The sequence below is a fragment of the Streptomyces sp. NPDC096205 genome, from assembly GCF_044763135.1.
Taxonomy (GTDB): domain Bacteria; phylum Actinomycetota; class Actinomycetes; order Streptomycetales; family Streptomycetaceae; genus Streptomyces.
The window spans coordinates 156,967-170,814 of sequence record NZ_JBIWFS010000013.1 but is presented as its reverse complement, the minus strand read 5'-3'; the positions used below and the strand labels follow the sequence as shown (position 1 = coordinate 170,814).

Sequence of the window (13,848 nt, the reverse complement as noted above, 5' to 3'; positions counted from 1 at the left end):
CGCGCGTCCTGCTCCGCAGGAACGACGCGCCGACGCTACGCGTCGGTACCACGTCTCCGCTCCGCGGAGACGTCCGGGCCCGCCGGGCCCGGTTGATCCGCTCCGCGGATCAGAGGGTGGTGTCCCAATCGCTCCGCGATCGGGACCCGACGGTCTTTATCTGCAACTGGGCTGTACTCACGGTGAGTTGATGGGCCGTCCACTCCGTGGCCGGCCTTGGCTTGCTAGGGGGCAGCGTGTGCGGTCCGTCGGCTTCCTGTTGATGCCTCATCAGATAGCCGATCCGGCACGTGGTTGGTTGGGCTGCTTCCTTATCTTCAGAACTATGGAAGATTCGAGTCTTGGGTCTCCCCCGTTACGGAGGTGACCGCCCCGGTAGTACACCCTTTGTGAGGAGCCCGGTGCGGGGAGATCTTCAGGAATCAAGGGCGCGCAGGACGGGGGCGAGCAGTTTTCGCGTCCAGGTGGTTCGTTTGGTGTCGGCGCCTTCGGGTGGGTGGTCGAGTGCCGTGGCAATGCGGAGCAGCAGTAGCCGTGCGCCCAGCGCGGCGCGTAGCCGGTCCGCACCCTGGGCGACCTGCTGCGGATCGACGGCACCGGCGAATGCCCCCACACCCGGGATCATCCCGAGGCCGACCAACCCCACCTGCGCTGCGACCGACGACGGCAGCGAGGCCGCAGACGGCTCTGCTCCGGCGCTCTCTACGGTCGTCTGGGTATCCCGGGCCGACTGCGCCTCGTGCTCGCGCTGGCGCAAGATCGCCAGCAGCTTGTCGAAGCCGCGCAGTTGCAGGCCCTGAAGGCCGAGCTGGTCGGCGATCTGCGCCATCGCCTCCACGGCGCTGTGCACGAGGTCGTCGAGATACACCGTGGCCGCGCCCTGCTCCCTGGCGACCATCTCCCACTGCCGTAACAGCGACGTCTTGCCCACGCCGGCGTTGCCCCGGACGTGGAAGAGGAACTGGTAGTCGTCGTTTTCCGGATCCCGGGCGAGGTTCTCCCTGAACGCGTTCACCTCGCTGTGCCGGCCCACGAAACCGCTCCGGCGGCGGCGCCGTATCAGCTCCTGACGTGACAGCCGCTGTTCTGCCATCCCGCACCCCCGGCCGCCAGTATGGCAAGGGTGCACTGCGGCTGGTACACGGATGACGATGCCTTGCGTGGCCGGTGCTGGTGGCGTCCTCCCTCACCGTCAGTTCGTCAGCGATGCCCCTCGCCCGTTCCCTGTGGGCGGTCGGGGTACCAGGGGCGAGGCGCAGGAGGAGGTGGAGGGTGTGGCGGGCGGCGGTGCGGTGAGCCGGGCGGGGGGCGTAGGCGGCGCCGAGGGCGAGGGCGGCGGTGAGGGCCAGGAGCAGCAGGAGGGCAGCGCCGGCGTAGGTGAGGGCGGTGCGGCCGGTCGGGGCGAGCAGGAGCACGGTAGCGGCCGCGGTGGCCGTGCGGGCGGAGCGCTGACGGGTGCGGCGGGGGCGGGCGGGCATGGGTGGACGGCTCCTTCGCGGGCTGGGGTACCGGGCCCTTTGTGTCGGAGCCCTGTTGTCTGCCCAGTTCAGCGCGCACGTGACCGGTCTTTTCCGGGTGCCTCGCGGGGTTCTAACCTGGGGTGTGGCCAGAGGGGTGCCGAGCGCGGCGGATGCGGAGCTGATCGAGCGTCTGGAGGCGCTCGGGGTGCGGGTGTCGGCGGCGCAGCTGGAGCGGTGGCGTGGGGCGGGGCTGCTGCCCGGGCATGCGCGGCGGTGGCTTGGGCGCGGGCGTGGCTCCGTGTCGGTGTTGGCCGAGGAGACGGTCGCTGTTGCGGCGGCGCTGGGGCGGCGTGCGCGGCCGGGGCGGGACCTGCGGTGGACGGTGATCGCCTGGTATGCCGAGGCCGGACGCCCGGCGCTGCCGGGCGAGTTGGCGGTACCGGAGCCGCCTTGGCCGGCCGTGCACGAGGCCCTGGTGTGGGCGATGAGCCGGTCCTCGGCGCAGCGTCTGGTGGTGGCCGCGCGCGCCGCGGGCGAGGGTGGCGAGGCCGCGCAGGACGCCTTCTACACCGAGGCCGGGCGGGTACTGGGACACGGTCCGGCTGGCCCGCCCGATCCGCAGGAGATGCGGCGGGTGCTCGAGGACCCCGAGGCCGAACTGGACCGCAGCAGGGAGCGCCGGTTGCGGCGCGGGGCGGTGCGCCTGGCCGCGGCTGCCGGGATGGGGGCCGGTGAGGTCGGCAGCGAGGCGCTCGTCGAGGCGCTCGCCGTGCTGATGCCCGGCATCGACTGGAGCGAGATCACCCCCGATGCGCAGCAGGCCGAGGAGAGCGGCGAGTTCGACGGCTGGATCCAGGCCGGGTCCGTCGACCCGCTCGGCCGCCTGGAGGCGGCCGGCGTGCACGACATGGCTGCCGCGCGCCACGCTGCCCAGGTGCTCGCCGGGGTCGGCGGCCTGTACCTGATGCGCGGCTTCGGGATGCCCGAGACCCATGGCCTCGCCCGGCTGCGCACAGAGCTGGAGGAGTCCGGGTTCGCGCTGATCGTGGCCCAGATGGTTCCGCTCATGATCAACCCGAGTGGTGTCGTCCACGCCCTGTCCACGTGTCTCGCCCCCGAAGTCGCGGCTCTCGCCGCATGGTTGGAGTCAGTGCTCACCGAACACGCTCACAGTTCGGGCGGGTTGCTGCGGCTGCCCGGGGCCGAACAGGACGGGGTGGAGGCTTTCGGACGGGCCTGGATCGGGCGGCTGGACGATTTCACTGAGCGTGCGCGGGCGCGGCGGACCGGTGCTGTGGAGGCATCTGATTCGTGACGGTGGCGCAGTGGACGGGCGGACCGGGGCTGTCCATGCAGGGAGATCGTGTCGTTGATGCCGCGGCGCGCCGTGGCGCGGGTATGCGCGAGGGCCGACCCTCGCGTCGGGGGGCCGGCTCTCGCGTCCGCGGGCACGCGTCACCGTGACCTGCGGCAGTTGTCCCTGGGGCGCGTCGGTTTGCGGCCAGTAGCGGTCAGGGAACCGGCGGTCAGTACTGCTGCGACTACCGGTTGTGATGCAGCATCGGCCGCTTCTGTCGGAGAGGGCAAGGCAGGTTGAAACAGGAGCGGACCGCGGTCGCCGGGCCCGGGGGGACAACGTGCTGGCCACCGCGGGTGACGACGCCGAGCCGTTGTGAACTCAGTCTAGGTAGGTACCTGGAACACCCGTGGACCGGCAAACCGGCATTACGGTCTTAACAGGCACTCCGGGTGAGCGGGGTGGGGCGGGGCGTGCCATGCTCGTCGGCACCGGAGGGCTGGCAGCCGTCAACTGCCGTCTCGCGACACCGGTTTGCGGCCAGTAGCACCCCCATCCCGCCTGGCCGCCGGATCCCGTCCGCGGGACCGGCAGCCGGGCCACCGGTCAGGAGGAACACCCCGTTATGTCCCCGCACCACCCCGGCGCGAGCGCGCCCGAGTCCGAGCCATCCCGCACCCCCGTGCGGGTGCTCACGCCCGCGCAGGTCGCCGGCATCACCATCTTCCCCATCCTGGGCACCGGCCTCGTCCTGCAGGGCGTGCCCGTCGACGACATCCTCACTCTGCTCGCGGGGTGCGGCGCGATCGGCGCGGGCACCATCGCCGCCGCCGGCGGCGGACGGCGCCTGCTCACCGCGCTCGCGCAGGGCGTGGTCCGCGCGGCCACCCCCACCGAGAACGCCGGCAAGTAGAAGGGCAGGCCGATGACTTCGCCCTTGACCGCGCCCTCCGGCACCCGCCGGAGCTCGCGCCATCACGCCCATCTCACCGCGCTCCTGCGGGCGCTGAAGGACCGCTGCCGGCTCACCTTCAGCGAGCTCGCCGAGCGCACCGCCCAGGACGAGAGCGGCGCCGTCTCCGCGAGCACCCTCAAGCGGGCGGCCGGCGGCCGCACGCTGCCCCAGGAGGACGTCGTCACCGCGTACGTGCGCGCCTGCGGCGCCACGATGGAGGACGAGCTGGAGGCGCGGAAGCGGTGGCGGGCCGCCCGTGCCGAAGAGCGCGGCATCCTTGCCGACCTGCACGCCCCGGCCGTGCGAAGTATCCGCACCCCCGCCGACCTCGATGCCGCGCTGGCCGCCGCCTACGAGCGGGCCGGTGCCCCGCCCCTGCGCGTCCTGCAGGAACGCGCCACCACCGGCGAGGCCGACGGGACCCTGCTGCTGCCGCTGACCACCCTGTGGCGCATCACCCGCCGCGAAGCCCGGCCCGCGACCTGGGAGCAGTGCGCGGCCTTCCTGCGCGGCTGCGGCATCCACCGCCGCCGTATGGGCCGCTGGCAGGAAGCCTGGCAGCGCATCCACACCAATGTCTGGGCCGAGCAGCCCGCGTCCGCCGCCCAGCGGGCCGCCCGCGGCTGGTGGAACGAGGCCAGCCTGTCCGCGCACGTCATGCCGCTCGCCGAGCAGCTGGACCTGAGGGAGGCGTACCGTTCCGCGGTCGACCACGGGGAGTCCGCAATGGTTCACCCCGTCAGCCGCGTCTCCGCCGGGCTCGACCCCATCATCCGCGTCTCCGCCGGGCTCGACCCCGCCGAGCAGCGCACGGTGCTCACCGCAGGGCTCACCCACCTCCTCACCGCCCGGGGCCGGGCCCGCCGCAACGGCACCGCCCCCGACACCGGCATCGACGCCGTGGTCGTCCGCGACGGCGAACTCGTCCTGTTCCAGAGCAAGTACTCCGGGGGCACCGCCGCCCCGCCCACCGGCGAGAGCACGCCCGCCCCTGTTGCGCCCCGGCCCTCCGGCCCCGGCCATCGGGCCCGCTACGCCGCCTCGGCGTAGCCCCACCCCGAGCCCGACGGCGCACAGCCCTACGACGAGGCCGGCACTGAAGCAGGTGCCGGCCTCGTACCAGTAGCGGGGCTTCCAGGTGCCACCGGACGACCCGGACCACCGCACCGACTGGATGTCACGTCTTCGAGTCACCTGCCCCACCCTGCTGCGATCCCCTGCCACCTGGTGCTGGACGGGCCGTTCCGCTCGCTCCCTCGTTTCCGGGGCGCGCTGGCCGTCCGGCTCACCGAGTTCGCAGGCCGGAAGCAGTGCGGTCCAACCTTTTATCTGACGCGGACGGGAAGGAGTTGGGTGTTCTCCAGACCCAGCTCGGTGGCGGCCTCGTCGATGCTGGCACGCAGAGGGTCGCCGTCGATCAGAGGGCTCATCACGGTGGCGGTCTGCAGGAGGGCCAGAGCCAGCTGGATGATGTCGGCGTGACCGAGGTCGGCGGCTTCCTGCCGGATCTGTAGGGAGCCGTCGCTCATCTGCTCGACGTATGCGCTCGCGGTGGAGATGGTGGTGTGTGAGAGCGAGGAAAGGTGCGAGTAGACGGGGTAGATCTCAGCGACGTCGTAGCGGTCGAGCATGTCGTAGAAGTTCTTCAGCTCGTGCTTGAGCTTGTCGTGCAGAGCCTGTTCGGCCGGGGTGCGGACGGGCGGGGCCGGCTGCTGGGCGGCGGCCTGGTCGAGCGCGGCACGGAACTCGGCCGCATTGGGCCAGCCAGTCGCCTCCAACTTCCTGCACAGCGCCTCACGCTCCTCGTCGCCGCGGGCGATCAAAGCGTCGACGGCGGCATCTCCGTTGTCGACAAGCCAGTTGATGGCGTACGCGTGGTTGAGGATGTTGCGGACCATCGGCGCCGCCTCGAGAGTGAAGCCGCGCTCGGTGAGCAGCAGGACAGCCTCGGAGGTGCGGCAGACCAGACGCCACCAGCTGTAGACCGGGCCGAACACCCGCACCTTGTCCGCAGGCACCCGCACGCCGTTGGCGATGGCCGCGTCGGCGGCCTTGAGGAGGCTGGCGGCTGTCGCCCGGGCGCGGTCGGCGGACTCCTGGTCGTTCGCAAGGGTCGGCATACCGTGGACTGTAAGGCTGCGCAGCGGTCGGCACGAACGGTTTGAGGCCGCCTCAAGCAATGCACAGCCGTCCCCTCCTCGTTGGCGGGCGGATCATCCCAGTATCTCCTCGGGGCTGGAGGCGGTGGGGAGGGGCAGATGTACCTCGTGTCGTGCTCTGGCGTCGCTCAACACCCTCTGCCGTGCCTGCCGCCACAGGATCTGCTCGTCCGACGGCACGCCGAGCGCACCGAGCACAGGACCGAAGAAGAGGTCGCCCGGCTGCCGCCCGGCCATAATGCGCTCGACGGCGGTGCCAGGAGCCCACAACCCGATACGGGCGGAGCGCTCTGAGATCTGCTGGTCGGTCAGGGGCCCGGCGGCCAAGCGCAGGGCGCCCAGCGCGGCCACCAGAAAACCGTGCGCAGCGCGTCCAACTCCTGGCGCAGTCGCCACAGGTGCGGCACCTTGCGCTGGATCCGTACGGGGCCATTCAGGGTGATCACCCGGTCCCATGCCTGTACGCACTGGGAGCGCAGGGGTTCGTGGACTTCGACGGCGTCGAGGAAGGCGGCGAACTGGTCCCGGTCGGCCGGGATCGTCCTCTTGGTGACGAGGCGGTGCGCCGTGGAGTGCCCGAGCCGGCCGTCCGTACGATGCTCCATCTCGCTCATCGACGGGGCGCCGTTCTTCTCGTACAGCTCCTCGACGAGCGCGGCCAGGTCGACGACAGTGCGCACCAGATGCGCGGCGGGAGCCTGGGGGCGGGGGCGGTCGGCCAGCCGCTGGTGGTAACGAGCCTGCCTCCACAGGTCGATGGTCTCCTGCTCGGGTCCGCCGCAGTGGGTGACGGCGTCACGCACGACGTCCCGGCGCGGCGGGCGGCGGCCGGAAGCGGCATTGCGCAGGGTGGCGGCGGACCAGCCGGTGGCGCGCGCGAGATCCTCGTACGTCAGGCCCGCAGTCGCGCGCCATGTGCGCTGGAAATCGGCGAGCCGGCCGACGGCGGGCACCTTCCGGACGACCGGGTTCTCCGTGCGTCCCACGGCCATTCACTCCTCCCCGGCGAGTTTGCCGAGCTTGCGGATCCAGCCGCGTACGGAGATCCGGCTGGTCACCGAGGCCAGAATCACTGCCGCCAACCCACCCACAGCGGCGACCATGCGCATGACCTCTCCGAACGTCGCCCCGGTGAGATACAGGAGAATCGCCGTGCCGAAGACAACGGTCATCATGGCGGTCTCGGCCCGTTGAGCCGCTTGCTTCCCTCGTTCCCGGACGAGGAGACCGGGCCAGCCAGGGGCATGTCGGCAGCGGGAACCGCATGCGCGGAAGGAGGTACGGGATTGTTCTCGGGGGACGTCACAACTGGCTCCTGGAGGCGACAGGGCTCCGGCAGCGGGGCCCAACGTGGTGGGGGAAGCGGCGCCAGACCGCGGGGTCGCGTTCATCCGGCATGTGCCGTCATCCTTGCAGCCATTCGGCCAAGTTCCTTACTGGAAAAGGACTGTTGAAGCCGATTCCGCAAAAAACATCCCAGTGCTCCAGATGTCGCTCTGAGGGTACTGGGCCGCTTGCCGGATCGGTGCCAAAGGCCGGTGGCGCGGGCAGCCGCGCGTGCTGCGTCCTCTGCCGCCACCCGGGCCCACATATTCCGCAGATGTCATCCCAACCCCGGGCTGTCCCGGGGCGAGCAGGCATGCCTCACCCGGCCGGGGCCGAGCACGGCGTGCGAGGGCATGCAGATGCCGGTCAGTGACTGCTTGGTGGGTAGAGGCGGTGGGCGTCGAGGTCGCCTGCGGTGATCAGGGCATCGCGCAGTTCCTGCAGGGCGGGGGCCGGTTGCTGGGCGGGGGGAAGCTGGCCGGCGTGGGTGAGCTGGCTGCGGGCGTGGTCGCGGACGGCGCTGTCGCGCCAGGGGTCGGGGCTGGGGTGGGCGAGGAGAAGGGCGGTGATCTGGGCGGCGGTGGCGCTGTGAGGGTGGTCGGAGGTGCGTTCGGCGATGTGGTCGGGGTCGTCGAGGGAGGGGGTGTGGCGTGCGGAGGCGAGGGTGAGTTCCAGCCAGGCGGTGTCGTCGATGTCGGTGCGGGCGAAGGCTCCGGCGCCAGCGAGGGCGCCTTCGGGAAGGGAGGCGTCCAGTGCGGCACGCCACAAGATGACGGCCGTCTCGGTGGTGGCCGGTTGGGTGTCGAGGGCGATCCGGTGCAGCAGGCGGGAGACGGTGGCCGGTGCGTTGTTGCCGTGGGCAAGGTGGGTGAAGAACGTGTGCGGGTCGCCCAGTTGGGCGGGGTTATGCAGCAGGGCGTGAGCGAGGTGGATGACGATCTCGGGCGGGGTGTCGTCGCGTAGGCGGCGAAGGAGTTGGTCGCGGTCGAGTTCGGCGAGGAGCTGCGGGTGCAGCGGGCCGCGGCGCAGCCAGGCGTCGGCGGGTGATGCGGTGTCGGCGGGGAGGGTGAGCAGGGTGGTGCGGTGGGCGTGGACCCAGGCGGGAGCCATGTCGTGGAGCAGGGGAAGACGGGGGCCGAGGGCGGTGGCAGTACGGTGCGTGTGGCCGGTGGCGCCGGTGATGGCGCTCAGGTGGGTGATGAGTTTCTCGGGCGGTCCGTGGCCGGTGGTGCGGGTGTGATGGTGAGCGTGTTCCATCAGGCATCGCAGGGCGTGGGCGGCGGGATCGGGGCCTGTGGTGTCTGTGGCGGGCGGGTCCGCGGGGGCGGATGTGGTCAGTGATTCGGTCAGGGCGTAGAGGTGGTCCAGGGCTACGGGCAGGTGGTCGCCGAGGTCGGTGTCGGTGCGCCACGCGGCGGTCAGCAGGCGGAAGGCGGCCTGCTGGGCGAGGTCGGCTGCCGGGGCCTCGTCGTCCTCGTCGTCCGCTGCGGGGGTGGGCATCGTCGTGGGGGTGGGGGGCCAGGCGAGAGCAGCGGCGACGGCGTCGGTCAGGGCGCGGTGGGGGAAGGCACCGGGGGTGTAGGCGTGGTCTGCGGCGACGGCCAGGTAGTAGGCCTGCAACTCGGGCAGTGCGAGCGCCTGGAGGATCTCGGCCGGGGCGGTAGTCCAGGCGGTGGGATCGCCGTCGATCAGGGTGCGCAGGACCATCAGGTAGCGGGAGTTGCCCGCGTCGTCTGCGGCGGCCAGGGCTGCGGCTGCGGCGGGTGGGCCGTGCTCGGCAGCGCGACGTGCGGCCTGCTCGGCTGTGACCGTGGTCGGCTGCGGATCGGTGATCTCGAAGAGCGGGGCGGCGGTGCGCGGGTTGTCGGGGCCGGAGGGTCGGGCCTGCCGCAGCAGGGCCAAGGCCGGCTGCCAGGGGGTGGTCGCCGCCTCGGGCAGTACCGGGGACCAGTGCCATACCCGCCGCCAGGCTCTGGGGGGCCGGACGGGCCCGGTGGGGTCGTAGGAGGCCAGTTCGGCGGGGCCGGGCGGAGTGCCGAGGGCGGCCGTGATTTGGAGGGTGTCGTCGCCGGTGGTGAGGTTGTGGCGGAGCAGGTGATCGGCCAGGCGGGCGCCCTCGGCGGTGGGCTCGTGGGCCAGGAGTGCGGGCAGCAGGGCGCGTGCCTGTTCCCACCAGGTGTCCTCCTCCCCCGCCGCGGCGTCGGGGTGGTGCTCGTCGAGGTGGGCGGCAAGCATCCGGTCACGCATTCGCTCGTCCGCCTTGGCGACCTGCTGTGCCAGGGCTTTGGTGCGCTCGGTGAGCGGGACGCCGGCGCCAGCGTCGGCGCCGGCCAGGTCCAAGACCGCGCGGGCCAGCAGCGGCCCCACAAATGCCTCCGGGTGTTCCAGGGACACCTCAGCCAGATCCCGGTGGAAGACGGCCGTGTGGCGGAGGCGGGGATCGGTTAGGCGGAGGTCATCGCGCAGCAGCGCGGCGAGGACCGTGCGGACCGTGGGCGCCGCAGGGCGGGTGCCGCCACCTTCCGTATGGTCGGCGGTGGCTACGAGGGCGGCGAGCAGGCGGGCCGTCTCCCACTCGGGCAGGCGCGCAGCGAACCGTGCTGCGCGCTCCTCGGGCGACTGTCCCCCGGTAGGCGGGGCCTCGTCTGCGGCAGTGACGTCGCTCTCCTGGTCGACGGCGTGTTCAGCGCGCACTGCAGTGCGCAGCAGCGCCTCCACCGCGAAGATCCAGTCCTGGTCGCGGTGAGTGAGGGGGATGTCCTGGGCCCAGTCGGCGGCCAGCCGCAGCAGCCAGGTGTCCGTCGCCCGGACTTCCCGCTGAGGATCGGCGAGGCCCTCGAGGATCGTGCGAACCTGGCGGTTCAGGCCGATACCGGGCTGTCCGGCCAGGCGAAGCAGCGCGGCCGTGCCATCCGGCCCGGCCGCGGTGATCGCCTCTGCATGATCGGCCAGCCACACAGCGGCCCGGGCAGAGTCAGTCTGGGCGACGTGGTCGAGGTACGGGGCGGCAGGCCAGTGGCCGGTGGTGCTGCGGGTGTCGGGTAGCAGCAGGACGTCGTCCAACAGCTCCAGCCAGGCGGCTGCCGGGCGGGAGAGGAAGAAGTAGCGCAGGGCGCGCGGGTCCGCCCAGTCGGCCAGTACGGCCGCATCTGCGAGGTCGGGGTGCTGGAGTTCAGCGAGGGCCACCACCTCCTGGGCGCGGCCGGGCAGCGGGACGAACACTTCGCGGGCCAGGCGCAGCACCTGCCGATAGTGGGCGGCGGCTTGTTGTTCAGCGCTGCCGTGCAGCACGCCGGAGGTGTCACTGTAGATCTTGCCCCAGGCATCCAGGGCGTGGTCCTGCGCAGAACCGAGCTGCTGGCCCATGAGTCGCTCGGCGATGTTGCGGGCCCGGCGGCGATGGTATCCACCGGGCCGCCTCAACTCGGGGCGCAGTGCGTCGGCCGTCTGCCGGATCTGGCGCAGCGCCTCCTGCGGGTCCCTCCTGCGGGGGCGTCGTCCGGCAGAATCGGTGACCCGTTCGTCCTCGTCATCAGGCCGGTAGGCGTCCACCGCGTCCAGCAGGTTCTGGGCCGCGCTCTTCAGCCCTGCGGGCCTGGACACGGTGGTCGCGCCGGGCAGGTTCAGGAGGGCGTCAACCGCACCGCGTACGCAGGTGTCGGCGATCTCCCCCTGCCGCTCGTAACGGTCGTCGGCAAGCATGCGGTAGGCGTCGCGCAGCAGGCCCAACGCCCGCATACCGTCTTCGCCCTGGTCGGAAAGAGAGGCCGCCAGTGCCTCATCGACCGGCTCCAGCACGAGGTCGGCATCATCAGCGGGCGGCGTCGCAGCGTCCATGGCGGTCACCGTAGTCGGCGCCGAGCAACGCACATGCTTTTGGCCCGCTGCGAACTCGTCGTGCTCGGCACACCGCCGTCCGTATGTGCCCGGCCGAGCGCTTTTCAGACGCGGGGCTACCCAGCGGGTGGTGTGGACGTACGCCGAAGGCGAGACCGGCCGTCTGCCTTTGTCACGCTGGGCTCGCCCCAGTCTTCCGGCGGAATGGGCCATGTACTCCTCAACGATCCTTCAGGTCCTGCCGTCGGCGAACAGTTCGTAGAAGGGCTGCGCCTTGGCCCGAGGAAGCGTCACGGTTCCGGATTCGATCCCGTCGCGGTTGGTGCATGTAACGGACCACTCCGCGATGACTGAGCCCGTTTCGTCAGGGGAACTGACGACGACAAAGGATTCCAGGGCGGCATGCCGATGAGGTCGTAGGTGCACTGGTGGAAACTGAAGGCGCGCGGAGCCGCTGTTGTCGATGTTGACGGAGACATCACCCGTTCGGGGAATGAGATCTCCGCTGGGAACGGAGAATCCAGCGCCGAAGGTCAGGCGACTGCGCGGCCCGTAGGAGGGGCGAGCAGGCAGAGCCCTCGGGAATCGTTCGTTGTCGGCAGTCCAGTCAGACTCGGTCTCCAGAGCTTGCACTGCTCCAGGGATGTAGAGCTCAACCTGGACGCCTTCCAGATTGGTGCTCTCATGGTTGACCAGACGTAGGGCAACTGGGGTGATTCGTGCCGCCGCTGCCTCTTCGAGGGCTTCAGGAAGCTTCTGGCGGCATTTCTTCAGATAGTGCTGTACCTGCTGGCGGTACTGCTCTGGCGTGCGCTCTTCCGAGGTCTGCATGAGTGCATGGCTGAGGGATCGGGAGAGGGCTGATTGGGGTGTTGAGGGTTGAGCTTCTCGCGCCAGACGGCTCTCCAGAGAGGCCAGCGCTGCCCGTTCCTCCTCCCGTAGCCACAGTTTGATCTCGTCTTCTGTGCAGGAAAGTGGGCGGATGGCGCCGCTCAGCACCTCCAGGGCAAGGTTCATCGAGGGAGGGCGGTGCATCAGCCGTTCACTGAGCGCGTCAATGTCACGGGCCTTGGCAGGCCGGGTTTCTCCTTCGCGGGCTCGAACGAAAACGGCAGCTTCAGCAATGCTCTTGTGGGGACTGGGCGCTTGTTTCCGCATGCAGTGGATCGGGTCACCCCACTGAGGGGGATCCACCGTGATGACCAGGATGGAGACGGCCCCGTTCTCTCCCTCAGCCTCAACGTAGGTGGGCATCCAGCCGATCTTGTCGCCGACGTATGGGGTGATCCATCGGACGAGTTCAGTGACATCGTGCTGTTTGACACCGGGCATTCGCTCATGGTCAACGCCGACCAGGAGGTAGCCATGCCCTTCGGCGAAGCGACGTGCTTCCTCAGGATGCCGATTCGCGAATCCGATGATCGCTCGAGCGACGTGAGCTCTGCCGCTTTTGTCGCCCCTGTCGGCGGGGTCAAGATCCAGTTCGGACTTCCACTCCAGCCAGAGCGCCTCGTCCGCCTTGCTGGCTTGGCGCACTGCCCGGACGAGCCGTTTGAGGTCGCCGTGATTGCGTGGAGCTTTGCGGCTGTCGAAGTCCAGCGCCATTGAAACGCCCTCCCTGCTGTCCTGCCGCTGTAACGGTAAGGGACGCTGGTCGGCCGACGATCGGGCATCGGCAGCGAGCTCGGCGACAACGAACCAACGACAGCCCGCTCCACGGTCGTACGGCCCGCGGCGGTCCCCTGGGTCGCACGACCGTTCCGCTGCCCCTGGAACCCCAGGAGAGGCTCCCTCGTACGCTCCTGCGCCGGATGCACACCCCGAGGGTGGCGTTGCATGCTGGCGTAGTTGGATCAGGGACGGGAGAGAACGAGTGCGACTGATCTTCATTGATGACAGCGGGCAGCGAAGCCCTCGCCGGAAGCACCTCGGCGAGCTCGTCTCGGTGGGCGCGGTCATTTTCCCGGAGAATCAGGTGGCCGTGTACAGCCGCGCGATCGACCACCTCCGGTCTGAGATCGGGATGCCCAGCGGTGAGGAGTTCAAGTGGAAGCCGTCCAGGGGGAGCTGGCTGGCCGGCGCGGGCGGCGATGTGGTGAAGGGCATGCGCCGCCGGATGCTGGAGATCGCGGGGCAGTGCGGCGTCCGTACAGCTGTGGTGATCTGGGACCGGGGCCGTGTGGACTGGGACAAGGAGTTCGCGGCCAACGCGATCCTGAGCTATCTGTACGAGCGCATTGAGATGGAGTTGAAGACCGCTGAGGAACGTGGGGTGGTCATCGCCGACGTGCCCGGCGGCGGCAGCAAGGACCACACGAAGTGGCTGGCGGAAGCGCTGGATCTCACGACGGTCGGCACCACCTACGTGAAGCCGGACTGCGTGGTGATGCCCATCGTGACTGCCCCGTCCGATCACGTTCCGCACCTGCAGCTCGCCGACCTCGTGTGTGCCGCGACCACGGCCGCCGTCGCCGGCCTGCCCCACGGCCTGGAACTCATAGAGCTGCTCAAGCCGCTAGCCCGGCGGAACACGTACGGGCGCATCGGAGGAGCTGGCCTCGCGCTCTTCCCGCGAGATCTCGTCGACCTCTACTTCTGGCTGTTCGGGGAGAGCGAGTACTACAAGCAGGGTCGCGGCTCCCCAATCGGCCCGACGGACTCGCCCTTCTCCCAGCCTGGGCGCCCTTTCCAGCGCCACGACGGCCTGCCGGTCGCCGGACCGGACAGCACTGTCAGTGCCTCCCACTAGGGTCTTCGGACATGCCAGGGTTCCAGTGAAGGTCCCGTTGTCAGAGGGGGCGGGTAAAGTACCTC

Annotated in this window: 10 protein-coding genes; 4 read left to right on the top strand and 6 right to left on the bottom strand. The window is 70.4% G+C overall.

Annotation, left to right across the window (positions count from 1 at the left end; translation table 11 throughout):
- Positions 1-415 precede the first annotated feature (415 nt).
- Positions 416-1,093, bottom strand: coding sequence for a hypothetical protein (locus tag ACIQ6Y_RS37880; protein ID WP_404046991.1), 678 nt, complete (start codon positions 1,091-1,093; stop codon positions 416-418).
- A gap of 509 nt (positions 1,094-1,602) precedes the next feature.
- Between ACIQ6Y_RS37880 and ACIQ6Y_RS37875 the strand changes: the two genes are divergently transcribed.
- From ACIQ6Y_RS37875 to ACIQ6Y_RS37865, 3 genes are all read left to right on the top strand, one after another.
- Positions 1,603-2,775, top strand: coding sequence for a hypothetical protein (locus ACIQ6Y_RS37875; protein ID WP_404046989.1), 1,173 nt, complete (start codon positions 1,603-1,605; stop codon positions 2,773-2,775).
- Positions 2,776-3,382: 607 nt separating this feature from the next.
- Positions 3,383-3,670 carry a hypothetical protein gene (locus ACIQ6Y_RS37870; RefSeq protein ID WP_404046987.1) on the top strand — a complete coding sequence of 96 codons (288 nt, stop codon included), beginning with the start codon at positions 3,383-3,385 and terminating at the stop codon, positions 3,668-3,670.
- A gap of 12 nt (positions 3,671-3,682) precedes the next feature.
- Positions 3,683-4,762 (top strand): helix-turn-helix domain-containing protein, encoded by a 1,080-nt coding sequence (locus tag ACIQ6Y_RS37865; protein WP_404046984.1) that lies wholly within the window; start codon positions 3,683-3,685, stop codon positions 4,760-4,762.
- Positions 4,763-5,037: 275 nt separating this feature from the next.
- Here the strand turns inward: ACIQ6Y_RS37865 and ACIQ6Y_RS37860 are convergent, their stop codons facing one another.
- From ACIQ6Y_RS37860 to ACIQ6Y_RS37840, 5 genes are all read right to left on the bottom strand, one after another.
- On the bottom strand, positions 5,038-5,832 hold the full coding sequence (locus tag ACIQ6Y_RS37860; protein ID WP_404046981.1) for a DUF5677 domain-containing protein: 795 nt from the start codon (positions 5,830-5,832) through the stop codon (positions 5,038-5,040).
- A gap of 347 nt (positions 5,833-6,179) precedes the next feature.
- Positions 6,180-6,857, bottom strand: a complete 678-nt coding sequence (locus ACIQ6Y_RS37855; RefSeq protein WP_404046978.1) for a helix-turn-helix domain-containing protein — start codon at positions 6,855-6,857, stop codon at positions 6,180-6,182.
- A 6-nt stretch (positions 6,858-6,863) separates the two neighbouring features.
- Complete coding sequence (locus tag ACIQ6Y_RS37850; protein ID WP_404046975.1) at positions 6,864-7,043, bottom strand: hypothetical protein; 180 nt, start codon at positions 7,041-7,043, stop codon at positions 6,864-6,866.
- Positions 7,044-7,563: 520 nt separating this feature from the next.
- Positions 7,564-11,034: a hypothetical protein gene (locus ACIQ6Y_RS37845; protein WP_404046972.1), complete on the bottom strand. Its 3,471-nt coding sequence runs from the start codon at positions 11,032-11,034 to the stop codon at positions 7,564-7,566.
- 231 nt (positions 11,035-11,265) lie between these two features.
- Positions 11,266-12,639, bottom strand: coding sequence for a helix-turn-helix domain-containing protein (locus ACIQ6Y_RS37840; protein WP_404046969.1), 1,374 nt, complete (start codon positions 12,637-12,639; stop codon positions 11,266-11,268).
- Between the two features lie 268 nt (positions 12,640-12,907).
- On the opposite strand from ACIQ6Y_RS37840, the gene ACIQ6Y_RS37835 reads away from it, so the two are divergent.
- The gene (locus tag ACIQ6Y_RS37835) at positions 12,908-13,783 is read left to right on the top strand and encodes a DUF3800 domain-containing protein (RefSeq protein ID WP_404046968.1); all 876 of its coding nucleotides are present in this window, start codon (positions 12,908-12,910) and stop codon (positions 13,781-13,783) included.
- Positions 13,784-13,848: the final 65 nt, after the last annotated feature.